General features: G+C 66.5%; 23 protein-coding genes. 14 read left to right on the forward strand and 9 right to left on the reverse strand.

Features of this window, described 5'->3' with window-relative positions; genetic code table 11:
- Window positions 1-139 precede the first annotated feature (139 nt).
- Together BP68_RS03915 and dprA are read left to right on the forward strand one after the other, a co-directional pair.
- Window positions 140-1,393: a LysM peptidoglycan-binding domain-containing protein gene (locus BP68_RS03915; protein WP_496369304.1), complete on the forward strand. Its 1,254-nt coding sequence runs from the start codon at window positions 140-142 to the stop codon at window positions 1,391-1,393.
- A 35-nt stretch (window positions 1,394-1,428) separates the two neighbouring features.
- Window positions 1,429-2,604, forward strand: coding sequence for a DNA-processing protein DprA (dprA, locus tag BP68_RS03920; protein ID WP_496369305.1), 1,176 nt, complete (start codon window positions 1,429-1,431; stop codon window positions 2,602-2,604).
- Window positions 2,605-2,711: 107 nt separating this feature from the next.
- On the opposite strand, the gene argC is transcribed toward dprA, so the two are convergent.
- On the reverse strand, window positions 2,712-3,644 hold the full coding sequence (argC, locus tag BP68_RS03925; protein WP_496369306.1) for an N-acetyl-gamma-glutamyl-phosphate reductase: 933 nt from the start codon (window positions 3,642-3,644) through the stop codon (window positions 2,712-2,714).
- A 174-nt stretch (window positions 3,645-3,818) separates the two neighbouring features.
- Between argC and sucC the strand changes: the two genes are divergently transcribed.
- The 8 genes from sucC to BP68_RS03965 all read left to right on the forward strand — a co-directional run bounded on the left by sucC (window position 3,819) and on the right by BP68_RS03965 (window position 11,093).
- The gene (gene sucC, locus BP68_RS03930) at window positions 3,819-4,979 is read left to right on the forward strand and encodes an ADP-forming succinate--CoA ligase subunit beta (RefSeq protein ID WP_496369307.1); all 1,161 of its coding nucleotides are present in this window, start codon (window positions 3,819-3,821) and stop codon (window positions 4,977-4,979) included.
- Between the two features lie 17 nt (window positions 4,980-4,996).
- Window positions 4,997-5,890, forward strand: coding sequence for a succinate--CoA ligase subunit alpha (gene sucD / locus BP68_RS03935; protein ID WP_496369308.1), 894 nt, complete (start codon window positions 4,997-4,999; stop codon window positions 5,888-5,890).
- Window positions 5,891-6,111: 221 nt separating this feature from the next.
- The gene (locus BP68_RS03940) at window positions 6,112-7,200 is read left to right on the forward strand and encodes a hypothetical protein (RefSeq protein WP_496369309.1); all 1,089 of its coding nucleotides are present in this window, start codon (window positions 6,112-6,114) and stop codon (window positions 7,198-7,200) included.
- Complete coding sequence (locus tag BP68_RS03945) at window positions 7,197-8,003, forward strand: Stp1/IreP family PP2C-type Ser/Thr phosphatase (protein WP_496369310.1); 807 nt, start codon at window positions 7,197-7,199, stop codon at window positions 8,001-8,003. Before BP68_RS03940 ends, BP68_RS03945 begins: the two co-directional genes overlap by 4 nt.
- A gap of 58 nt (window positions 8,004-8,061) precedes the next feature.
- Entirely contained in the window at window positions 8,062-8,706 is a 645-nt protein-coding gene (locus BP68_RS03950; protein WP_496369311.1) for an FHA domain-containing protein, read from the forward strand.
- A gap of 328 nt (window positions 8,707-9,034) precedes the next feature.
- Window positions 9,035-9,562: a pilin gene (locus BP68_RS03955; protein WP_496369312.1), complete on the forward strand. Its 528-nt coding sequence runs from the start codon at window positions 9,035-9,037 to the stop codon at window positions 9,560-9,562.
- A gap of 86 nt (window positions 9,563-9,648) precedes the next feature.
- Window positions 9,649-10,479, forward strand: a complete 831-nt coding sequence (locus BP68_RS03960; protein ID WP_496369313.1) for a TfpX/TfpZ family type IV pilin accessory protein — start codon at window positions 9,649-9,651, stop codon at window positions 10,477-10,479.
- A gap of 95 nt (window positions 10,480-10,574) precedes the next feature.
- On the forward strand, window positions 10,575-11,093 hold the full coding sequence (locus BP68_RS03965) for a pilin (RefSeq protein ID WP_496369314.1): 519 nt from the start codon (window positions 10,575-10,577) through the stop codon (window positions 11,091-11,093).
- Window positions 11,094-11,438: 345 nt separating this feature from the next.
- Here the strand turns inward: BP68_RS03965 and moaC are convergent, their stop codons facing one another.
- Window positions 11,439-11,936 (reverse strand): cyclic pyranopterin monophosphate synthase MoaC, encoded by a 498-nt coding sequence (moaC, locus tag BP68_RS03970; protein WP_496369315.1) that lies wholly within the window; start codon window positions 11,934-11,936, stop codon window positions 11,439-11,441.
- A gap of 149 nt (window positions 11,937-12,085) precedes the next feature.
- On the opposite strand from moaC, the gene BP68_RS03975 reads away from it, so the two are divergent.
- Window positions 12,086-13,621 (forward strand): M48 family metalloprotease, encoded by a 1,536-nt coding sequence (locus BP68_RS03975; RefSeq protein WP_496369316.1) that lies wholly within the window; start codon window positions 12,086-12,088, stop codon window positions 13,619-13,621.
- Here BP68_RS03975 and BP68_RS03980 read toward each other — a convergent pair.
- From BP68_RS03980 to BP68_RS03990, 3 genes are all read right to left on the reverse strand, one after another.
- Window positions 13,589-13,945, reverse strand: coding sequence for a phage holin family protein (locus BP68_RS03980; RefSeq protein ID WP_496369317.1), 357 nt, complete (start codon window positions 13,943-13,945; stop codon window positions 13,589-13,591). The genes BP68_RS03975 and BP68_RS03980 overlap by 33 nt on opposite strands.
- Window positions 13,946-14,069: 124 nt before the next feature.
- Complete coding sequence (locus BP68_RS03985) at window positions 14,070-14,546, reverse strand: hypothetical protein (protein WP_496369318.1); 477 nt, start codon at window positions 14,544-14,546, stop codon at window positions 14,070-14,072.
- Between the two features lie 69 nt (window positions 14,547-14,615).
- Window positions 14,616-15,380, reverse strand: a complete 765-nt coding sequence (locus BP68_RS03990) for a TerC family protein (protein ID WP_496369319.1) — start codon at window positions 15,378-15,380, stop codon at window positions 14,616-14,618.
- Between the two features lie 416 nt (window positions 15,381-15,796).
- Here BP68_RS03990 and BP68_RS03995 point away from each other — a divergent pair, with 416 nt between their 5' ends.
- Complete coding sequence (locus tag BP68_RS03995) at window positions 15,797-16,243, forward strand: DUF3717 domain-containing protein (RefSeq protein ID WP_496369320.1); 447 nt, start codon at window positions 15,797-15,799, stop codon at window positions 16,241-16,243.
- Between the two features lie 49 nt (window positions 16,244-16,292).
- Window positions 16,293-16,598 (forward strand): putative signal transducing protein, encoded by a 306-nt coding sequence (locus tag BP68_RS04000; protein ID WP_496369321.1) that lies wholly within the window; start codon window positions 16,293-16,295, stop codon window positions 16,596-16,598.
- 82 nt (window positions 16,599-16,680) lie between these two features.
- Here the strand turns inward: BP68_RS04000 and BP68_RS04005 are convergent, their stop codons facing one another.
- From BP68_RS04005 to purB, 3 genes are read right to left on the reverse strand one after another with little or no spacing between them, the layout of a single operon-like run.
- Window positions 16,681-17,241 carry a YaeQ family protein gene (locus BP68_RS04005; RefSeq protein ID WP_496369322.1) on the reverse strand — a complete coding sequence of 187 codons (561 nt, stop codon included), beginning with the start codon at window positions 17,239-17,241 and terminating at the stop codon, window positions 16,681-16,683.
- Between the two features lie 32 nt (window positions 17,242-17,273).
- Window positions 17,274-18,326 (reverse strand): acyltransferase family protein, encoded by a 1,053-nt coding sequence (locus BP68_RS04010; RefSeq protein ID WP_496369323.1) that lies wholly within the window; start codon window positions 18,324-18,326, stop codon window positions 17,274-17,276.
- A gap of 14 nt (window positions 18,327-18,340) precedes the next feature.
- The gene (gene purB / locus BP68_RS04015) at window positions 18,341-19,720 is read right to left on the reverse strand and encodes an adenylosuccinate lyase (protein ID WP_496369324.1); all 1,380 of its coding nucleotides are present in this window, start codon (window positions 19,718-19,720) and stop codon (window positions 18,341-18,343) included.
- Between the two features lie 115 nt (window positions 19,721-19,835).
- Between purB and BP68_RS04020 the strand changes: the two genes are divergently transcribed.
- Entirely contained in the window at window positions 19,836-20,450 is a 615-nt protein-coding gene (locus BP68_RS04020; RefSeq protein WP_496369325.1) for a glutathione S-transferase family protein, read from the forward strand.
- A 286-nt stretch (window positions 20,451-20,736) separates the two neighbouring features.
- On the opposite strand, the gene BP68_RS04025 is transcribed toward BP68_RS04020, so the two are convergent.
- On the reverse strand, window positions 20,737-21,330 hold the full coding sequence (locus BP68_RS04025) for a glutathione peroxidase (protein ID WP_496369326.1): 594 nt from the start codon (window positions 21,328-21,330) through the stop codon (window positions 20,737-20,739).
- Window positions 21,331-21,390 lie beyond the last annotated feature (60 nt).

The raw sequence follows: 21,390 nt of genomic DNA on the forward strand, positions 1-21,390 counted from the left end.
AATAATCGTTGCCCAATCAAGGGCTTGGGCACAGAATCTCAAATGGTTTGTAACGTATCTGCTGCAGTTTCTTTTGTAAAACAATTAACTGCACTGTCAGCGAGAGGGACGTTTTTCAATGCATGACAAGAGGAACAATATGACGGCTCCGGCCCGTGTGCGCGTGACCGCGCTCGGCGCACTGGCCCTGCTGGCGGGGGCCGCGCTGGCCCCGGCGGCCCAGGCCCAGAATTACCCCATTACCTCCGAGCAGCGCTCCACGGCGCAGCAGGTGGCCTCGCGCGGCATTCCCCTCTCCGAATTGGCCGCTAATGCACCGGATACCTACGTGGTCAAGCGCGGCGATACGCTGTGGGGTATTTCCGGCATGTATTTGACGCGCCCCTGGCGCTGGCCCGAACTGTGGGGCATGAATCTGCAGGCCATTCCCAATCCGCATTTGATCTTTCCGGGCCAGACGCTGTATCTGGAAAAGTCCGATGGCTATGCGCGCCTGAGCACCACCCGCGGCAGCGGCAGCTCGGAGACCGTGCGCGTGTCGCCGCGCACGCGTGCCGACAGCCTGGCCGGCACGGCCCTGCCCACGCTCCAGCCGCACCTGATCGAGCCCTTCCTCGTCGAGCCGCTGGTGGTCGACGAGCTGACGCTGCTGCAGGCCCCGCGCATCGTGGCCACGCGCGACGAGCGCATGATCATGGCCACGGGCGACCGCGCCTACGTGCGGGGGCCGCAGGGCAGCCCGCTGGTGCTGGCGCCCGGCGTGCCGCGGCAGTACCGCGTGTTCCGCAATGCCGTGCCGCTCAAGGACCCCGGCACGGGCGAGGTGCTGGGCTACGAGGCGCAGTTTGTTGGCCGTGCCGAACTGGTGCGCAGCGAATCCACCGTGCCCCAGCCCGACAAGGCCCAGGGCAAGAGCGCGAGCGAGGCCCGCGGCGAGGTGCTCGATGGCCAGACCCGGGTCGCCGTGGACATCGTGCCCGCCACCGTGGACCTGCTGGGCGTCAAGGAGGAGGCCCGCATTGGCGACCGCCTGCTGCCCGCGCCGCAGCGCGGCTTCAACAGCTATGCGCCGCGCGCGCCGCAGTCGGCGGTGGATGCCAGCGTGGTGTCCATCTACGGCAGCGCCGCCGTGGCCCATGCGGGGCAGAACCAGGTGATCGCCATCAACCGCGGCGCGCGGGATGGCATGGAAGCCGGCCATGTGCTGCAGCTGCTGACCCAGGGCGAGCGTCTCAAGGACAAGACCGACGAGCAGCGCGCCATGATCAAGCTGCCCAGCGAGTCCAACGGCGTGGCGATGGTGTTCCTCACCTTCGACCGCGTGTCCTACGCCCTGATCCTGCAGTCGCAGCAGGCCGTGCGCGTGGGCGACCGGCTGGTCAACCCCGAGTAAGCCACGCAACGCCGGCCCGCCGCCGCATCCAGTGCATGGACCGCGACGAACTGGCCGCCTGGCTGCGCCTGACCCTGACGCCCGGCGTGGGCAACGGCGCGGCGCGGCGCCTGTTGGCCGCCTTCGGCCTGCCGCAGAACATCTTCGCGCAGGGTGAGGCCGCCTGGCGGTCCTGCGTGACGGCCGCGCAGGCGCGGGCGCTGGCCGTCAGGCCCGAGGGGCTGGACGCGCTGCTGGAACAGACCTGGCAATGGCTGCAGGCCGAGGAGCCGCCGGCGCGCGGCATCGTCACGCTGGGCGACGCCGCCTATCCCCCGGCTCTGCTGGCCACCGAGGACCCGCCGCTGATGCTGTACCTGCTGGGTGCGCCCCGGTTCGTGGGCGCCGGCGCCGAGCCGTTCGCGCCGCAGCGCTGCCTGGCCATGGTGGGCAGCCGCAACCCCACGGCCCAGGGGGCGGAGCATGCGCGGCAGTTCGCCCGTGCGCTGCGCGCCGCGGGGCTGTGCATCGTCTCGGGCCTGGCCCTGGGCATCGACGCTGCGGCCCACGAGGGCGCGCTGATCGACCCGCCGGACCCGGCCATGCCGGCCACGATTGCCGTCGTCGGCACCGGGCTGGACCGGGTCTATCCCCGGGCCCACAAGGAGCTGGCCCACCGCATCGCCCGCGCTGGCCTGCTGGTCAGCGAGTACCCGCTGGGCACGCCGCCGCTGCCGGCCAACTTTCCCAAGCGCAACCGCATCATTGCCGGCCTGTCGCAGGGCACGCTGGTGGTGGAGGCGGCGCTGGCCTCGGGCTCGCTGATCACCGCGCGGCTGGCGGCGGAGCAAGGCCGCGAGGTGTTTGCCATACCGGGCTCCATCCACGCGCCGCAGTCGCGCGGCTGCCATGCGCTCATTCGGCAGGGGGCGAAGCTGGTGGAGTCCGCCCAGGATGTGCTGGAGGAGTTGCACCTGCCACTCCCCGCCGCGGTCCCGGCTGCCAAGGGGGCCGATGACCGGCCGGCGGGCGCGGCCGTAGGGCCAGCGCCCACGCCGGAGCAGCAGTGCCTGCTGGACGCGCTGGGCTTCGATCCGCTGGGGCTGGATGCGCTGGTGGCGCGCACCGGCATGGATGCCGCGACGCTGCAGGTGCGGCTGCTGGAGCTGGAACTCGACGGCCAGGTGGCGCGGCTGCCCGGCGGGCTGTTTCAGCGCATGGGCAGGGGCTGAGGTGCTGCTGAAAAGAGAGCTGCCAGCGGTTGCCAGTTGCTGATTTCAGGTGGTTTTCTATCTGAAACTGGCTGTGTGCAAGCGCGAACAGCTATGGTTTTTGCTGTTTACAGCCCGAGCATCAGCTTCAGGTTCTGCACCGCGGCACCGCTGGCACCCTTGCCCAGGTTGTCCAGGCGCGCCACCAGCACGGCGTGGCGGTAGTTCTCGTTGGCGAACACGCGCAGTTCGAGCTGGTTGGTGTCGTTCAGCGCCAGGGCGTCGAGCTTGCCGTCCTCGGTGGGGGGTAGCACCTTGACCCACTGCTCGGGCGTGTTGCTGCGGGCGTAGTGGGCGGCCAGGGCGTCGTGCAGGTCGGAGGCCTTGGGCGCGCCGGGCAGCAGGTCCAGGTGCAGCGGCAGCTGCACCAGCATGCCCTGGCGGAAGTTGCCCACGGCCGGCACGAAGATGGGCCGGCGCGTGAGCCCGGTGTACTTCATGATTTCGGGCAGATGCTTGTGCGACAGGCCCAGCGCATACAGCTCGAACGGCGCGGCCTGGCCTTGTTCGTAGGCCTCGATCATCGTTCGGCCGCCGCCCGAGTAACCGCTCACCGACGGCAGGGCCAGCGGGTGGTCGGCCGGCACCAGGCCGGCATCGACCAGCGGGCGCAGCAGCGCGATGGCGCCCGTGGCGTAGCAGCCGGGGTTGCTCACGCGCGTGGCGCCGCGCACCGCCTCGAGCTGGCCGGCGGCCAGTTCGGGAAAGCCGAAGACCCAGCCGTGCGCCGTGCGGTGGGCCGTGGAGGCGTCGATGATCTTGATGGCCTTGCCGGTCTCGGCGGTGATGGCATCCACCAGGGCCGAGGTGTCGCGTGCGGCATCGTCATGCAGGCACAGCACGACCAAGTCGACGCCTGCGATCAGGTCGCGCTTGGCCGCGGGATCCTTGCGCAGCTCGGGGGCGATACTGACCAGTTCGACCTGGGGCATGGCCTGCAAGCGTTCACGAATCTGCAGGCCGGTGGTGCCTGCCTCGCCATCAATAAAGACCTTGGGCATGGAAAAGCTCCTGCCCGGGCGGCATGGGCCTGCCCGGGTGTAAGTTATAACCACATGAATGGTGCGTCGCAGCATGATACAGTTGCCGGCTGCCATGCCCCGGGCCTGTGGTCGGATTTCCGCTCTTCGGCTGAACGGGTAAACACCATCCTTCCCCTGAGAGAGACAGACCTCATGAAGATTCACGAATACCAAGGCAAGGAAATCTTGCGCAGTTTCGGCGTGCCCGTTCCGCGCGGCATTCCCGCTTTCACGGTGCAGGAAGCCGTGGAAGCCGCACAAAAGCTCGGCGGCCCCGTGTGGGTCGTGAAGGCGCAGATCCACGCCGGCGGCCGCGGCAAGGGCGGCGGCGTGAAGGTCGCCAAGACCATCGACGACGTGAAGGCACGCGCCAGCGACATCCTGGGCATGCAACTGGTCACGCACCAGACCGGCCCCGAAGGCCAGAAGGTCCGCCGCCTGTACATCGAGGACGGCGCCGACATCCAGCAGGAGTACTACCTGTCTGCCGTGACCGATCGCGGCACGCAGAAGGTGGCCTTCATCGCCTCCAGCGAAGGCGGCATGGACATCGAGGAAGTGGCCCATTCCACGCCCGAAAAAATCATCACCGTGCTGGTGGACCCGCTGGCTGGCTTCACGCAGGCCAACGGTGAAGAGCTGGCCAAGGGAATCGGCATGCCCGCCGATTCCGTGGCGCAATTCATCGACGTGTGCCAAAAGCTCTACAAGTGCTACATGGACACCGATGCCGCCCTGGTGGAAATCAACCCCCTGAACCGCGACTCCAAGGGCAACATCATCGCCCTGGACGCCAAGTTCAACTTCGACTCCAACGCCCTGTTCCGCCACCCCGAGATCGTGGCCCTGCGCGACCTGGACGAGGAAGATCCGGCGGAAGTCGAGGCCTCCAAGTTCGACTTGGCCTACATCAGCCTGGACGGCAACATCGGCTGCCTGGTGAACGGTGCCGGCCTGGCCATGGCCACCATGGACACCATCAAGCTGTTCGGCGGCGAGCCGGCCAACTTCCTGGACGTGGGCGGCGGCGCCACCCCCGAGAAGGTCACCGAAGCCTTCAAGATCATGCTCAAGAACCCCAAGGTCAAGGGCATCCTGGTCAACATCTTCGGCGGCATCATGAAGTGCGACACCATCGCCACCGGCGTGATCACTGCCTGCAAGGCCGTGAACCTGCAGGTGCCGCTGGTCGTGCGCATGAAGGGCACGAACGAAGAGCTGGGCAAGAAGATGCTGGCCGAATCCGGCCTGCCCATCATCAGCGCCGACACCATGGCCGAAGCGGCCACGAAGATCGTCGAAGCCGTCCGTTAAGCCCTGGAGAGAAAAACATGTCGATTTACATCAACAAGGACACCAAGGTCATCACCCAGGGCATTACCGGCAAGACCGGCCAGTTCCACACGGAAAAATGCCAGGAGTATGCGAACGGCAAGAACTGCTTCGTGGCGGGCGTGAACCCCAAGAAGGCCGGCGAAAAGATCTTCGACATCCCAATCTACGGCTCCGTCAAGGACGCCGCCAAGGACACGGGCGCCACGGTTTCCGTGATCTACGTGCCTCCGGCAGGCGCGGCCGCCGCCATCTGGGAAGCCGTGGAAGCTGACCTGGATCTGGCGATCTGCATCACCGAGGGCATTCCGGTGCGCGACATGCTGGAAGTGCGCAACAAGATGAATGCCAAGGAAGCCGCGGGCGGCAAGCGTACGCTGCTGCTGGGCCCCAACTGCCCCGGCCTGATCACGCCCGACGAGATCAAGATCGGCATCATGCCCGGCCACATCCACATGAAGGGCCGCGTGGGCGTGGTGAGCCGCTCCGGCACGCTGACCTACGAAGCCGTGGCGCAGTTGTCCGAGCTGGGCATTGGCCAGTCGTCGGCCGTCGGCATTGGTGGTGACCCCATCAACGGCCTGAAGCACATCGACGTGATGAAGGCCTTCAACGATGACCCCGACACCGACGCCGTGATCATGATCGGCGAGATCGGCGGCCCCGACGAAGCCGAGGCGGCCCTATGGTGCAAGGCCAACATGAAGAAGCCTATCGTGGGCTTCATCGCTGGCGTGACGGCCCCTCCCGGCAAGCGCATGGGCCACGCCGGCGCGCTGATCTCCGGCGGCGCCGACACGGCCGATGCCAAGCTGGCCATCATGGAAGAGTGCGGCTTCAAGATCACGCGCAATCCTTCCGAGATGGGCCGCATCCTCAAGGGCCTGCTGTAATTCGTTGGCACGGGGGCGAGCCCCCGTCCCGGAATTCCTGCAAAACGCCAGCCTGGCATCAGGCTGGCGTTTTTCGTTTCCGAAAGGCCTATTCACGAGGCCGTCCTGAGACATAAAGTATGTGTGACAAAAATGGCAGCATCAAGGCGTGGTGCTTGCTGTAAATGACAAGGCCGTTGATCGTGGCCGTCCCGGAACGGCGGCACCACTGGGTTGCCGCCATGCCACTCCTCGGCGCGCGAATTGCTTTGACAGGTGGATCGCATGTCAACACAACAGGTCAGCAGCCGGTGCATATCGTCAGGGTGGGTCGCCAAGCAGAGGGAGGAGCAAAACGGTGGGTGCCGCTAGGGGTTGCCTGCGTCCTGGTGCTCATTTATGCCCTCACGAATGTCATCCAGGTACTGGACGAGGTGCTGCTGCGTACTACGGGCGGCCTGATGGGCGCGGGCAGCCCACCCGCTCAACCGGATTGGGCTCAGGCGTGCACCTGGTTTCTGGCGCTGTGCGCGGCGCTCTATGCTATGGCGCTGGGGCCGCGTGCGCCCAGCCGCGCCTCTGGGGCCTGGCTGGTGGCCTTCGTCTGCGCAGCCTTCGTGGTGCAAGCGTTGCTGCTGTGGCGCGGGCTCTGGCTCCCCTTGGCCTTTCCCGTTGGCATGCTGGTGCTGTGCCTGCTCGGGGTGTGGGCTGTGCATCAGCCCGTCGTGGTGCATGCCAGGGCGCATGGTGGCCGTCCGGAGCATGACAGGCAGCGCATGCACGGTCTGGTTCTGCAGGGCCAGGGCCAGCTGGAGCAGGCCTTCGGGCTGTTTCGCGTGCTGCCCACGTCGCCGGAGCTTTTGGACAACCTGTGCAATCTGGCGCTGGACTTCGAACGCAAGCGCGAACTGACCAAGGCCAGGAAGGTGTTCAAGCATGTCCTCAAGCGCGACGACACGCATGGGCCGGCCCGTGCAGGCTACCAGCGGGTGCGAGAGATTCAGCATGCCCTGGTGAGGGCCAGAACCCCGCCGGCTGCTTCCGCCACGCTCCCGAATGCGGCCGGTGACATGCCGGCAACGTCCAGTCTGGAGCAAAGCGAGGGCCGGCTTCAAGCCAATGTCCAACGGCCCCCTACAGTGCATCAGCGCGGGCAAGTCATGGCTGTGCCTATGGAGCACCGCGCAACGGAAAGTGTCGTCTATGATGCGGAACCCTGCGTGGAGCACGGCGCATCCGACGGCGACACGGCTGACTTTCAGCCGACGGTCATCGAAATGCCTGTGCCATCCGGAGCCTCGGCGCGTAGCGGGTCCTTGGGTGTCCTATGAAACCTCTGCCGATGCTGAGTTACGAGTTTTGCGCGCTGACGGATACGGGGCGCGTGCGCTCCAACAATGAAGACGCCGTTGCCATCCATGAGGCCGTCCAGCTGGCGATACTGGCCGACGGCATGGGCGGCTACAGCGCCGGCGAAGTGGCCAGCGGCATGGCCACGACCTACATCGGCACCGAGATGGCCCGGTGGCTGGAGGGTGAAGGTGCCGATGTTCAGACGGCGGACGTCCGTCACGCCCTGGCAGCCTGCGTGGACAACGCCAATCACGCCATTCTGGGCGCATCGCTTGCCAATCCGCAGTACCTGGGCATGGGCACCACGCTGGTCGTGGGCGTGTTCCGTGGAGATCGGCTCATCCTGGGCCACATTGGCGATTCGCGCTGCTACCGCTTGCGCGCGGGCGTGCTGCGGCAGATCACGCGCGACCACTCCTGGCTGCAGGAGCAGATCGATTCCGGCCTGCTGACCCCGGCCGAGGCCGCCGCGTCGGGGCAGCGCAACCTGGTTACCCGGGCGCTGGGCGTGGATGTGACGGTGCACATCGAGATCAACGAGTTCCAGGTGGAGCCGCAAGACCTGTTCATCCTCTGCTCGGATGGCCTGACCGACATGCTGGGCGACGACGACCTGGCCGATCTGGCCCGCATGCCCATTGCGCTGCCAGACAAGGCCGAACGCATGGTGGCCATGGCCAATGCCATGGGCGGGCGGGACAACATCAGCGTGCTGCTCGTGCAGGCCAGCGCGCAGGACAAAAGGCGCGGCCTGGTGTCCCGCCTGCTGGGAACGGCCTGAGCCCGAAACTTGCTACTGTTCAGCTACGGTTAGTACATACGAAGAAGGAAGATGGATCATGCCCAGAATGGTCGTGTCGATTGACGGTGTCGTCATCAAAGAGGTTCCGCTCACCAAGGAGCGCACGACGGTGGGCCGCCGGCCATACAACGATGTGGTCATCGACAACCTGGCCGTCAGCGGCGAACACGCGGTGTTCGTGATGACCGGCGACGAGGTGGACGTGGAGGACCTGGGCAGCACCAACGGCACCTACGTGAACGGCGCATCCGTCAAGCGCCAGGCGCTGCGCAATGGTGACACGGTGGAGGTGGGCAAGTACAAGATCCGCTTCCTGCACGAAGAGCCGGGACATGACTACGAGAAGACCATGCTCTTCAAGCCCGGCATGCTGCCGCCGCTTCGCCCCGTGACAGCGACGCCCATGCCTGCGCCCGCCATCCTGAGCGCCGCCGTGCGCGTGGTGACCGGCCCCGCCGCCGGCCGCGAGGTCGCGCTGACCAAGGTGGTCACCACCATCGGCAAGCCCGGCGTGGCTGTGGCCTCCATCACCAAGCGGCACCATGGCTTCGTGCTGGCCCATGTGGAGGGGGGGGACTTCCCTCTGCTTAACGGTGCGCCAGTCGGTGCTGACCCTGTATCCCTCAAGAGTGGCGACCGTATCGCCCTGGCCAGTACCGAAATGGAGTTCGTGCAGGGGTAGGTTTTTGCTAGGGACCGCTGGTCTGGGGGGCGCCCGCTGTATTGGGCGCTTGAGCGCGAAGCCGCCAGAACCTGCGACAGTGGTCGAGCGCAAGGCATGTCGGCGTTAAACGTCACACTTCCCCTCAATCGAACATTCAAGAGTGACAAATGTGTCCTCGTGTGTTCTGGCTGCATTCCATGTAACTGTGCGTTGACATTTGCCAGTGAAAAAAACCTCAGATCGAAACGTTCTGTTGCAAACAAGAGCTGGCATGGAAGCTGCTCAAGCACAGATAACCCGCAGGTGTCTTCTGTGGGCCTTATCACCTTAATCCGAGGAGGAATTTATGAAGCACACTCTGCAAAAGGGTTTCACCCTGATCGAACTGATGATCGTGGTGGCCATCATCGGTATTCTGGCTGCCGTGGCTCTGCCGGCGTATCAGGACTACACCGTGCGTGCCAAGGTGTCTGAAATGGTGATTGCTGCTACGTCGCCCAAGGCTCTTGTCAGCGAAGCATTCCAGTCCGACAGCCTTGCCGGTGTTACTGCTGCGGCCACAGAATACGCAGCCCGCCCGGCTGCGGAAAAAACATCGAAGGTGGTTTCGGCTATTGCGATCGACGGCACCACTGGACAAGTTACTGTGACCAGCGACACCACTGCCAACGCTGGCTTGCCCACCGAGGCGCGTGGCAAGAACCTGCTGTTCACGCCCAACGTGCAAGGCGCCGCTCTGGCTGATGGCGTAACGGGTGCCATTGATTGGGCATGCACTTCTTCTACTGCTACAACCGCTGGCGCGCGTGGTTTGGCTGCTGCAGCTGCCACCGACCCTATGCCCGCCAAGTACGCTCCTTCTGAGTGCCGTTAATCAGCCACAGATTTGTATCGGGGCTTCCCGGTACAGTGCGGTAACAGTAAAAAGGGCGCATTCGGCGCCCTTTTTTGGATAAATGGATGGTCGACTACACAGATGAAGCTGGCATTGTAAGTGCGTCTGCCCCCCTCATGCCCCGCCTGTACCGTTGGCGGTTTGCACTGCGCTTTGCGGCGCGCCACGCGTTGCTGTCGATGCTGGCGGCGGCGGCGTGCGCCCTGTTTGTGTTTGGGGTGCTGTACCCACCGCCGTTTCAGGCCATGTTGGGGGTGGGGGCAGTCTTTGTGTTGCTGCTGGGGGTGGACGCGGTATGTGGCCCGCTGTTGACCTTAATTTTGGCCAGCCCCCGCAAATCGGCGCGCGAGCGTTGGGTGGACCTGGGCTTAGTGGGGTTGGTCCAAGTGGCCGCGCTGCTGTATGGCCTGCACACCCTATGGGCTGCGCGCCCAGTGGTGCTGGCGTTTGAAACCGATCGGCTCGTCGTCGTCACTGCCAATGAGGTCGATGCCGAAGCCCTGGCGCAGGCGCCGGAGGGGCTGCAAACCTTGCCATGGTGGGGCGTGCGGCAGGTGGGCACGCGCAAGGCTGCCAGCAGCGAGGAGTATTTCACCAGCGTCGACCTGAGCTTGGCTGGCATTTCCCCCGCCATGCGCCCCGGCTGGTGGCAGCCCTGGAGCGAGGCGCAAGCCGCCTTGCAGGCGCGCGCCCAGCCTCTACCCGACCTCCTGCAGCGGCGCCCGCAAGATGCTGCTACCTTGCAAGCCGCTGTGTCCGACTCGGGACTGTCTGCCGCGCAGCTGAACTACCTGCCACTGACCAGTCGCTACACCAAAGACTGGGTGGCGTTGCTGGATGTGCAGGGCCGTATCGTCGGCTATGCGCCAGTAGATGGCTTTGCTGCCAGGCCTTGAGTACAAGGAGCAGAATCCAGGCTGGCAGGTTTCTTGCTGTTACAAAGCGAAGGCCTCATGCAGTTGGCCTGTTATGCAATCGGAGGGCGCGCACCATGAAGAAACCCCTGCAACAGGGCTTTACCTTGATCGAGTTGATGATCGTGGTGGCCATCATCGGCATTCTGGCTGCTATCGCGCTGCCCGCTTACCAAGACTACACTGTCCGGGCGAAGGTCACGGAGATGATGGTCGCTGGCACTTCTGCCAAGGCGGCAGTCACTGAAGCCTTCCAGGCAGGCGGTGTGGCAGGTGTGACGGGCATGGCCACCGAATACAACGCCCGACCGGTGACGGAAAAGCAATCAAAGTTTGTCGGCAATGTGCAAATTCACGCCACCCTGGGTGTGGTGACAGTGACCAGTGGTGGAGCTGCTGCTGGCTTGCCTGCTGATGCACAGGGCAAAACGTTGATTTTCACGCCCAATGTCCAGAAAGCTCAACTGATTCCCGGTGTTACGGGCGCTATTGACTGGGCCTGTGCCTCTACTACCAGGGCGACGGCAGGTGGCCGTGGTTTGTCCACGGGCCTGGGTACGCTGCCGGCTAAGTACGCACCAGCGGAATGCCGCTGAAATGCACGATTGACACACAAGTAATGTGCTTCACACGGCCAGGGCCCAGAGTCGGGGCAAGGAGGCTGATTTGGCAGCCGGTTGGTGGTTCGTCAATGACGGCCCTGCTTTGCTTGGCACATGTGCCCGTAGTTCAAACGAATAGAGCGATTCCCCTCTAAACATTGAGTCGGTCCCTCGCTTGTTGCGCCTTCCTGCTTCGGGTGGTCTGTTGCGTGCAAGTGCTTGCGATAGCCACGGTTACTGCTCTGTCTTGCTCCGTGTCGCCTATCCTATACTGGGGCATGCATTGTCCTTAGCAATAGGCCGGGGGCGGCCCTTCCGGGCGTTGCAGCGGCGCTGTTGCTAGGACGCAGGCGCTTGCACCCAGCTTCCCGACTTTCCCCCGTGCTTCTCCAGCACCCGCACCCCCTCCATCACCATCCGCTTGTCCGCCGCCTTGCACATGTCGTAAATGGTGAGCAGCGCCACCTGCACGGCGGTCAGGGCCTCCATCTCCACGCCGGTAGGCCCCACGGTTTCCACGGTGGCCGTGCATTGCACGGCGTTGTCGGCTGGCAGTAGTTCAAACTCCACGGCCACGCGGGTCAGGGCCAGGGGGTGGCACAGCGGGATCAGCTCGCTGGTCTTTTTGGCAGCCATGATGCCGGCGATGCGGGCCACGCCCAGCACGTCGCCCTTCTTGGCCGTACCGGATTCGATCAGAGCCAGGGTGGCGGGCTGCATCGCTATGCGGCCGGTGGCGATGGCGGTGCGGTGCGTGGCGGGTTTGGCGCCCACGTCCACCATGTGGGCCTGGCCTTGGGCGTCGAAGTGGGTCAGCGGGGAGGTGGGTGTGGTCATGGCGGGCGGGATTACAAGCGGGCGCGAAACATTCGCAGGGCCGGGGCATCATACGGCCATGTGCTGACAGCCGCCGTGTGCGGCCGGCCCGGTTGCCTGGGCGGAGGAGTTGCGTGCAAAGTTTCAAGAAAAATCGGCCTCTAGCGCTTATGGGTAAAGCGCTAGCAGCTTCTATTTTGATAGCGTGTGGCGCGGCCCAGGCGCCCGTTGCCCTGGCGCAGCCTGCGTTGCCTACTCTGGGTGACGGCCTGGAGCTGACGACCAGCGCCGAGCGCAAGCTGGGCGACCGCATCATCCGCGAGCTGTACCGCGACCCGGATTACATCGACGACGCGGTGCTCAGCGAATATGTGCGGGGCCTGTTCCTGCCCCTGGTGCAGGCCGCCAAGGCGCGTGGCGAGCTGTCGCCCGAGCTGGAGGAGCGCTTCGCGTGGGAGATCCTGCTCGGCCGCGACCGCTCGGTGAACGCGTTCGCGCTGCCCGGCGGCTATTTCGGCGTGCACCTGGGGCTGATCGGCGTGGTGAGCACGCGCGACGAGCTGGCGTCGGTGCTTGCGCACGAGCTCAGCCATGTGACCCAGCGCCACATCTCGCGCCTGATCGCCCAGCAGGGCCGGCAGACGCCGCTGATGCTGGGGGCGCTGATCCTGGGCGCACTGGCGGCCAGCCGCAGCCCCGATGCGGCGCAGGCGCTGATGGTGGGCGGGCAGGCGCTGGCGGTGCAGAACCAGCTCAACTTCTCGCGCGACATGGAGCGCGAGGCCGACCGCGTGGGTTACGGCCTGATGGAGCCCGCGGGCTTCGCGCCCCAGGGCTTCGTGAGCATGTTCGACAAGCTGCAGCAGGCCAACCGCATCAACGACAACGGCAGCTGGCCCTATCTGCGCAGCCACCCGCTGACCACGCAGCGCATCGCCGACATGCACAGCCGCATCCCGCAGGGCGCCGCGGCGCCCGCGCCGGCCACGACGGAACACCTGATGATGGCCGCACGCGCGCGTGTGCTGATGCGCCCGGGCGTGGACGCCTGGCGCCAGTGGGTGGCAGAGCCGCAGGACGCGGGCTTTGCCGTGCGGCCCGCGCCGCAGCGTGCGGCGGCCTGGTATGCGGCCACGCTGAGCGCCGTGCAGCTGGGCGACATGGCGACCGCGCGCAAGGCCCTGCGCGGGCTGCGCGATGCGGTGCGCGACGACCCGGCCGCGGCGCGCCAAGTGCGCCTACTGGGGGCCGAGCTGGAGCTGGCGGCGGGCGATGCACCGGCCGCCCTGTCGTACCTGCAGGGCAGCGTGGTGGCGGAGGCGGGCAGGCCGCCGGGCGGCGCACAGGCGGCCAAGGGTCGGCCCGAGATGCTGCTGCGCACGCAGGCGCTGCTGCGCACGGGTGCGGCCGCCGACATGGCGGGGCCGCTGCAGACCTGGGTGGCCACGCACCCGCGTGATGCGGCCGCGTGGCAGGCGTTGGCGCAGGTGTGGCAGCAGAGCCAGCAGCCGCTGCGCGCCGTGCGCGCCGAGGCCGAGGCCCAGGCCGCGCGCTACGACTATGCCGCGGCGGTGGACCGCTTCAAGGCCGGGCAGGATCTGGCGCGGCGCAGCAGCGCGGCGGCCGACTACATCGAGGCGTCGATCATCGACACCCGGCTGCGCGCCATGGAGTCACTTCTGAAGGAACAGGCCGCCGAGCGCTGATTCGATGACCAGGCCCAGCAGCGAGTAGATCAGCGAGCCGATCAGCGCCGCGGCGAAGCCGTGCACATGGAAACCGTCGCCCAGCACCGAGGCGGCGGCCCAGAACATGAGCGCGTTGATGACGAAGAGAAACAGCCCGACGGTGACGATGGTCACCGGCAGCGTGAGGATCACCAGCACGGGGCGCAGCACCACGTTGAACAGGCCGATGACGAAGGCGGCCAGCATGGCGGCGCCAAAGCTCTTGACCTCCACGCCGCTGTAGAGATAGGCCACGCACAGCAGGGCGGCCGCACTCAGCAGCCATTTGAGCAGTAGTCGCATGGCGCGCAGCATAGCACCGGCCTGCGGCGGCGGCAGGGCGGAAAAAAGCCCGCCGGGCGCCTGTACGGTGCGCGGCGGGCTGGTTGGGCAGGCGCCTTAGGGCCGGGGTCGCCCGGGCGGCGGATCAGTCGGCCGCCAGTATGAACAGCAGGCCCAGGCCGGAGAGCGATCCGGGCACGGACCAGCGGCGCGGGGCCTTGCGGATGATGACGGGCGCTGCCGCGGCTGGGGCCGAAGCATTCGGCACCGCCTCCTGCTCCAGCTTGGGCCGGCGTGCATCCACCACCGGGGTGTGGGCGCCATGTTCGGTCTGGAGCTGGGCCAGCAGGTCTGGCAGCGGCACCTTGGCCATCACCGTGCTCACGGTGCAGCCGGTGGCGCCCAGCCAGGGCAGCAGCTGCGCGAAGAGCTTGTCGGCCCATTTGGCGCGCCAGTTCTCGCGCGCGCTGTGGCTCACCCATTTGCTGATGCGGTGGGTCATGCGCGGCGCGCAGGCCACCAGCACCCAGTGGGTCGTGGCGGCCGTGGCGCGCGCCGCCAGGGGCTGGAGGGTCTGCTGCGCGTGGGCGGCATCGTCCACGTACACGATGATTTTGTCCATGGCGGCTCTCCTGGGGCGCCGGGGCCTGTGGCCCCGGGCCGGTGCGTCAAGTGCCTGTGGCGCGCGGGGTCAGCCGTGCTGTGCGGGCGCGGTCTGGCCGCGCTGGGCCATGATGGCCTTGCCGATGGCCAGCACGAGCAGCGCGCCGCCGATGTGAGCGGTCCAGTACAGCGTGCGCGAAATCACCGCCAGGCCCTGCGCGTCCACGGTGCCGAGCTTGGGCATCCACTGCCATTTGTCGGGGTTCACGAACACGGGGTCGGTCACCAGCATGCCCCCGGCAATCCAGCCCAGCAGCATGCCGCCGGCCGTGATGATGAACGGGAAGCGCTCCATGAGCTTGATGACCAGCTGCGAGCCCCAGACGATGATGGGGATGGAGATCAGCAGGCCCAGCACCACCAGCAGGGTCGAGTGCTCGCCCGAGCTTTGCGCGGCGCCGGCGATGGCGATCACGTTGTCCACGCTCATCACCAGGTCGGCCACGATGATGGTCTTGATGGCGGCCAGCAGCTTGTCGCTCTCGGCGATGTCGCCATGCCCGTCCTCGTCGGGTGCGATCAGCTTCACGCCGATCCACAGCAGCAGCAGCGCGCCCACCACCTTCAGGAACGGCAGGTTCAGCAGCGTCATGGCGAAGATGATGAGGACGACGCGCAGGATGATGGCGCCCGCCGTGCCCCAGATGATGCCCTTGGCGCGCTGGGCCGGTGGCAGCCTGCGGCAGGCCAGCGCGATCACGACCGCGTTGTCGCCACCTAGCAGGATGTCGATGATGATGATCTGCCCCAGGGCGATCCAGAACGGCGTGTGGGTGAGAAAGTCCAAATCCATGTTGCGAATACCTTGTTGTCGAATGCCGGCTCGGGGGAGCTGGCCGCGTTCAAAATACCGGGCACTCTGGAAGGTGGGGGCGCCTGCCTGTCCGCCTGTTTGCAGGAAGGTGGGAAGCGCCTTGAGCCGACCATGGGTTGCCAGTGGCCCAAAGGTCTTGCTCGGCGGCGGTAATGACCGCGCCTGGCAGGCCGGAAGCGCATGGCTTCGTCTTGACGACCTGGCATCCGTCGGCACGCGACCCCGAGGAAAGGCCGCCTGCCCACGGGGAGCTACTCCCCCTTGAAGGGCGCGATTTGAACACAGTTCCTGATCCCCCGCAAAGCAAGATGCCGGCAAAAGCCAATAAGGCATAACCGCGGATGCGGCAGGGGCGGCGGAGGGCGGACTATCATGCCGCCTCCTTTCTTCAGCCCATGACCGTCGCCATCCACATCACCGACATCGAGGCCGCCATCAACCACTGGCGCGCGCGCACTCCCTCGCCCGACGGGGTGGCGCTGGCGCCCGAACTCGTGGCGCTGGCCGAGGTGTATGGGCGCATGGTGTTCGCGCGCGCCGACGAGATCGCCGAGCGGCAGCTCGGGCCGCTGGCCCTGGCCGCATGGCTGGCCTGGTACGAGACCACGCCCGACACGCCGTGCATCGCCATCTGCTCTACCAGCCAGGGCGACGATTGGTGCAAGGGCTGCGGGCGCAGCTTTGCCGAGGTGCAGCACTGGCTGGCCATGGGCCCAGCCGAGAAGCGCGCCGTGTGGCGGCGCATCACCGGCGAGGGCACGGCTCTGCGCTTCACGCGCTACGCCGAGCGGGCGGCGGAGCGGCCGGCCGAAGGGGCGGTGCCGGTCGACAGCACGGCCTGAGTGCGCCGGCCTGCTTTACGGCGGCGCGCGCCACGGCTATGGTGGGCGCATGCTGCGTCTGACCCAGGCCCCCAACATCGCCATCGCCACGCTCTGGAGCGACCTGCTGTGCGAGGCCGGCATGCCCGCCAGCGTGCAGCGCCAGCATCTGGGCGCGGCCGCCGGTCACCTGCCGCCCGGTGAATGCCTGCCGGAGATCTGGCTGGCGCACGAGGAGCACGCCGAGCGCGCCCGCGCACTGCTGCGCGAATACGAACGCCTGCCCCAGCGCCAGTGGCACTGCCACGCGTGCGGCGAATCCATCGAGGGCGGTTTCGAGCAGTGCTGGAACTGCGGCGCGCTGATGCCGCAGTGAGTTTGCTATCTATTTAATAGCTGCTTGCGTTTGATACAAGGGCGCTAGGGTCCGTTTTTGTATCAAACGGCAGGCCGCGCGCCTATTTCCAGCGCAGCGGCTCCACATGCACGCTGCCCAGGTTGCTGCTGAGCGTGAGGCCGCCCTCCTGCACTGTGGCCTGCAGCTGCATGCTGCGCTCGGCCAGGGTGGCGAGCTGCTGCGCCGCGTCGGTGGGCAGGCGCCAGACCGCCAGCTTGTCCAGGCGCGTGAGCTTGTTCTCGATGCCCTTCCACCAGACCTCGGCCGCGTGGTGGAAGCAGTACACCACCACGGCATCCGCCTTGCTGCAGGCCTTGGCCAGGGGCTTGTCCTCGGGCTGGCCGACCTCAATCCACAGGCGCTTGCGGCCCGTGAAGTCGGTCAGCGAGGCATCGGGGTCGTCGGGGTCGGACAGGCCCGCGCCGAAGGCCAGCGTGCCGTCGCCGTGGCAGGTGTCCTGCAGCTCATGGGCCTGCAGCGCCAGCGCGACCAGGCGCACCATCATGCGCTCGTCGGTTTCGCTCGGGTGGCGCGCCAGCGTGAGCGCATGGTCGGCGTAGTAGCCGTGGTCGATGTCGGCGATCGACAGATGCGCCTTGAAGATGGTGGATTTGAGGGCCATGGAAAGGGGAGTGGATAAGGGCGTGCGGCGGCTCAGGCGACGACGGCAGCCCCTGCGGGGTTAGCACGGCGCGGCTTGAACGCAAGGGCCGGCTTTTCCAGCAGGTGCCAGGACAGGGCGGCCAGCAGCAGCGCGCCGGCAATGCTCAGGCTCAGGGCCGTGGCAAAGCCCCATTGGTTGGCATAGGCCCAGACAATGAGCTGCTGCACGGGAAAGGCGTAGATGTAGAGGCCGTAGGAGAAGTCTCCCCATCGCCCCGCACGGTGCAGCACCGGGGTGGAGGCCGTTCCCCAGATCACGCCCAGCGTGGCAATGATGAGCAGCGGCACCTGGCCGGCGATGACGGCCGGGCCCGCCAGGCGCAGCAGCAACAGCAGCGCCACCAGCATCGCTGCTGTCTGCAGGCGTCGTGGTAGCCATACTGCGCGCCAGCAAGCCAGGCTGGCGCCGAGCGCAAACATCATGGCGTACTGGAGCAACGGGGACCAAGCGGGCATAGGCTGGCCCGGTGGCGGGCTGTAGCGCCACTGCAGCGCGACCGCCAGCGTCAGCAGCAGGATCGGGGCGAAGGGGCGCAGGCGCACAAGACCCAGCATGCCCAGTACGGCCAGGGCGGCGTAGCAGGTCACCTCCAGCGGGATCGTCCACAGCGGCCCATTGACCGACGAGGGAAACGGGTTGCCGTCAAACACACCGGGGAGTGCGTAGCGCGTATCCAGCCACAGGTTGGCGAAATACTCCCGCGTGAGCGGATGGCGCCAGTAGTCGGCAGCGGGCAGCGTACTCACCAGGGGGCCCAGCAGTGCGACGCACAGCAGCACGGCGGCGCACAGCCCGGGCCAGATACGCAGCGCGCGACGCGCCGCAAAGCGCAGCAGATGCGGATCGGCCAGCCAGGAGATAGTGACCAGGTAGCCACTGATGGCGAAGAACAGCACCACGCCGACGGCTCCCGGTTCGTTGTGCCACATCAGCGGTACGGGCCGTCCCATGATCGCAAACTGGTGACCCCAGATGACGAGCAGGGCGGCGACGAGCCGCAGCGCGTCGAAGTTGTTGCTGCGGGAGTGTGCGGCGTCGTGCACGGCGGCGCGAGGGCTCAGACCCGGCGCGCCAGCTCGGCGGCCTTGCCGGTGTAGCTGCCGGGCGTCATGGCCAGCAGGCGGTCCTTGTCGGCCTGGGGGATCTCCAGGCCGTGGATGAGGGCGTGCAGCGCCTCGGCCGTCACCGTCTTGCCGCGCGTGACTTCCTTGAGCTTTTCATACGCGCCCTGCACGCCGTAGCGTCGCATGACGGTCTGGATGGGCTCGGCCAGCACTTCCCAGCTGGCGTCCAGGTCGGCGGCCAGGGCCTCTTCGTTGAGTTCCAGCTTGTTCAGGCCGGTCATCAGGGAGGTGTAGGCCAGCGCCGCGTAGCCCAGGGCCACGCCGATGTTGCGCAGCACCGTGCTGTCCGTCAGGTCGCGCTGCCAGCGGCTCACGGGCAGCTTTTCCGACAGGTGCTTGAGCAGGGCGTTGGCCAGGCCCAGGTTGCCCTCGGCGTTCTCGAAGTCGATGGGGTTGACCTTGTGCGGCATGGTGGACGAGCCGATCTCGCCCGCCTTGAGCTTTTGCTTGAAGTAGCCCAGGCTCACATAGCCCCAGATGTCGCGCGACAGGTCCACCAGGATGGTGTTGGCGCGGGCCACGGCGTCGAACAGCTCGGCCATATAGTCGTGCGGCTCGATCTGGATGCTGTAGGGCTGGAAGGTCAGGCCCAGGCCCAGGGGCTCGTGCGTTTCCACGACCTTCTTGCTGAAGGCCTCCCAGTCGAAGTCGGGGCAGGCGGCCAGGTGGGCGTTGTAGTTGCCCACGGCGCCGTTCATCTTGCCCAGGATCTTCACTGCCGCGATGCGGTCCACCGCCGTCTGCAGACGCACCACCACGTTGGCCAGCTCCTTGCCCACGGTGGTGGGGCTGGCGGTCTGGCCGTGCGTGCGGCTGAGCATGGGCACGTCGGCGAACTGGTGGGCCATCTCGCGCAGCTTGAGCACGATGCGGTCCAAGCCCGGCAGGATGACCTGGTCGCGGCCCGAGCGGATCTGCAGCGCGTGGCTGGTGTTGTTGATGTCCTCGCTGGTGCAGGCGAAGTGCACGAACTCGGCGGCCTTCTCCAGTTCGGGGCGGGCCTCGAACTTGGACTTGATCCAGTACTCCACCGCCTTCACGTCGTGGTTGGTGGTCTTCTCGATGTCCTTGATGGCGGCGGAATCGGCCTCGGAGAAATGCTTCACCAGGCCCAGCAGGTAGGCGCGCGCGCCGGTGCTCAGGGGCTTGAACTCGGCAAAGCCTGCGTCCGACAGCGCGATGAACCAAGCCACCTCGACCTGCACGCGGCGGTGCATGTAGCCGTGCTCGCTCATGATGGGGCGCAGGGCGGAGAGTTTGGCGGCGTAGCGGCCGTCGAGGGGCGACAGGGCGGTGATGGTGGACAGGCTCATGGGGCGCAATTGTAGGTGGCAGCCCTTGGCCGGCGGCGGCGAAGGGCTGCCGATAGAATCGGCCGCCCCATTGAATCGAGTGACCCTGGCCGCCGCAGGCGGAACAAAGGCAACCATGAAACTGATCGGATCTGCTTCCAGCCCCTATGTGCGCAAGGTGCGCGTGGTGATGGCCGAAAAGAAGCTGGACTACCGCTTCCACGAGGAAAACGTGTGGTCCGAGGACACAGCCATCGGTGTCTCCAACCCGCTGGGCAAGGTGCCCTGCCTGGTGATGGAGGGCGGCGAGGCGGTGTTCGACTCGCGCGTGATCGTGGAGTACCTGGATACCCTGTCCCCCGTGGGCAAGCTGATCCCCGCGCAGGGCCGCGAGCGCGCCGAGGTCAAGACCTGGGAGGCGCTGGCCGACGGCCTGCTGGACGCCGCTGTGCTCGCGCGGCTGGAGGCCACCTGGGCCGGCCGCAAGGACGGCGAGCGCAGCCAGGCCTGGATCGACCGCCAGATGGACAAGGTGCGTGCCAGCCTGCAGGCCATGGACCGCGGCCTGGGCGACAAGCCCTTTTGCAGCGGCATCCACCTGAGCCTGTCGGACATCGCCGTGGGCAGCGCCCTGGGCTGGCTGGAATTTCGCTTCCCGCAGATCGACTGGCGTACCGACCATCCCAACCTGGCCCGGTTGATGGACAAGCTGATGCAGCGCCAGAGCTTCATTGACACCCAGCCGCGCTGAGCCGAACCGGCACGCGCCACAAAAAAGCGCGCCTTCCGTGAGGAAGTGCGCGCTTTTTGCTGCGGAATAAAAAAAGTTGCGAAGCGCCCCGAAACGAATTAAGAGAGGGAGGGAGGAGAAGCGCCCCAGGGTTGCAACCGGGCAGGCCCGGAAGACTTCGCAACGGTAAAACTTGTGGTGACCAACGGCCGCGACACTGTCACGGCCACGCATGACTCCTAGATTAGGGGTGTTCGGCGAAAGTTCCAGTCCTTTTTCACAAAAAAATCACGCCTGCGGCATGCGCTCAGCGCGGCAGGGCCAACTGCCGCTCGATGGCCTGGACCAGCGCCGCGCTGTCCGGTGCCACCGAACTGCCGTAGCTGCCCACCACCTGGCCGGAGCGGCCGACCAGGTACTTGTGGAAGTTCCAGCGCGGGGCCTGTCCGTTTGCTGCGGCCGCCAGCTGGCGGTACAGCGGCGAGGCGTCGGCGCCCTTCACATGGCTCTTGGCAAACATCGGAAAACGCACGCCAAACGTGTTTTCGCAGAATGCGGCGATCTCGGTGTTACTGCCAGTTTCTTGTGCAAAGTCGTTGGACGGGAAACCCAGCACCACCAGCCCCTTGTCGCGGTAGCGGGCGTACAGGTCTTCCAGGCCCTGGTACTGCCCGGTAAAGCCGCAGTAGCTGGCCGTGTTGACCACCAGCAGCACCTTGCCGGCGTACTGGCACAGGGCCTGGGGCGCCTCGTCCTGCAGGCGCGCCACGGTGTGCTGCAGCAGCGCGGGGCACGCGCTGGCGCCGGTGTTCGTGGAGGCTTCCGTGCCGGGTGCGGCATGCGTGGCGGGGCCGAGCAGCAGCAGGGCACACGCGATCAGCGGCAGGGTGGGGCGCGGCATGGCAGACCGGAGGGGTGCGGCAATCGTGAAGGGCTGCACATTGGACCATGGCGGCCGGGC

Source organism: Diaphorobacter oryzae DSM 22780 (genome assembly GCF_059568935.1).

Coding starts and splice junctions, on each gene's coding strand:
- BP68_RS03945 (WP_496369310.1), top strand. CDS start 7,197: ATGAAACCTCTGCCGATGCTGAGTTACGAGTTTTGCGCGCTGACGGAT.
- sucD (WP_496369308.1), top strand. CDS start 4,997: ATGTCGATTTACATCAACAAGGACACCAAGGTCATCACCCAGGGCATT.
- BP68_RS03975 (WP_496369316.1), top strand. CDS start 12,086: ATGGGTAAAGCGCTAGCAGCTTCTATTTTGATAGCGTGTGGCGCGGCC.
- BP68_RS03960 (WP_496369313.1), top strand. CDS start 9,649: ATGGTCGACTACACAGATGAAGCTGGCATTGTAAGTGCGTCTGCCCCC.
- dprA (WP_496369305.1), top strand. CDS start 1,429: ATGGACCGCGACGAACTGGCCGCCTGGCTGCGCCTGACCCTGACGCCC.
- BP68_RS03995 (WP_496369320.1), top strand. CDS start 15,797: ATGACCGTCGCCATCCACATCACCGACATCGAGGCCGCCATCAACCAC.
- BP68_RS03990 (WP_496369319.1), bottom strand. CDS start 15,380: ATGGATTTGGACTTTCTCACCCACACGCCGTTCTGGATCGCCCTGGGG.
- purB (WP_496369324.1), bottom strand. CDS start 19,720: ATGAGCCTGTCCACCATCACCGCCCTGTCGCCCCTCGACGGCCGCTAC.
- BP68_RS04025 (WP_496369326.1), bottom strand. CDS start 21,330: ATGCCGCGCCCCACCCTGCCGCTGATCGCGTGTGCCCTGCTGCTGCTC.
- BP68_RS04005 (WP_496369322.1), bottom strand. CDS start 17,241: ATGGCCCTCAAATCCACCATCTTCAAGGCGCATCTGTCGATCGCCGAC.
- BP68_RS04000 (WP_496369321.1), top strand. CDS start 16,293: ATGCTGCGTCTGACCCAGGCCCCCAACATCGCCATCGCCACGCTCTGG.
- BP68_RS03980 (WP_496369317.1), bottom strand. CDS start 13,945: ATGCGACTACTGCTCAAATGGCTGCTGAGTGCGGCCGCCCTGCTGTGC.
- BP68_RS03940 (WP_496369309.1), top strand. CDS start 6,112: ATGCCACTCCTCGGCGCGCGAATTGCTTTGACAGGTGGATCGCATGTC.
- BP68_RS03955 (WP_496369312.1), top strand. CDS start 9,035: ATGAAGCACACTCTGCAAAAGGGTTTCACCCTGATCGAACTGATGATC.
- BP68_RS03965 (WP_496369314.1), top strand. CDS start 10,575: ATGAAGAAACCCCTGCAACAGGGCTTTACCTTGATCGAGTTGATGATC.
- moaC (WP_496369315.1), bottom strand. CDS start 11,936: ATGACCACACCCACCTCCCCGCTGACCCACTTCGACGCCCAAGGCCAG.
- argC (WP_496369306.1), bottom strand. CDS start 3,644: ATGCCCAAGGTCTTTATTGATGGCGAGGCAGGCACCACCGGCCTGCAG.
- BP68_RS03915 (WP_496369304.1), top strand. CDS start 140: ATGACGGCTCCGGCCCGTGTGCGCGTGACCGCGCTCGGCGCACTGGCC.
- BP68_RS03985 (WP_496369318.1), bottom strand. CDS start 14,546: ATGGACAAAATCATCGTGTACGTGGACGATGCCGCCCACGCGCAGCAG.
- BP68_RS04020 (WP_496369325.1), top strand. CDS start 19,836: ATGAAACTGATCGGATCTGCTTCCAGCCCCTATGTGCGCAAGGTGCGC.
- BP68_RS03950 (WP_496369311.1), top strand. CDS start 8,062: ATGCCCAGAATGGTCGTGTCGATTGACGGTGTCGTCATCAAAGAGGTT.
- sucC (WP_496369307.1), top strand. CDS start 3,819: ATGAAGATTCACGAATACCAAGGCAAGGAAATCTTGCGCAGTTTCGGC.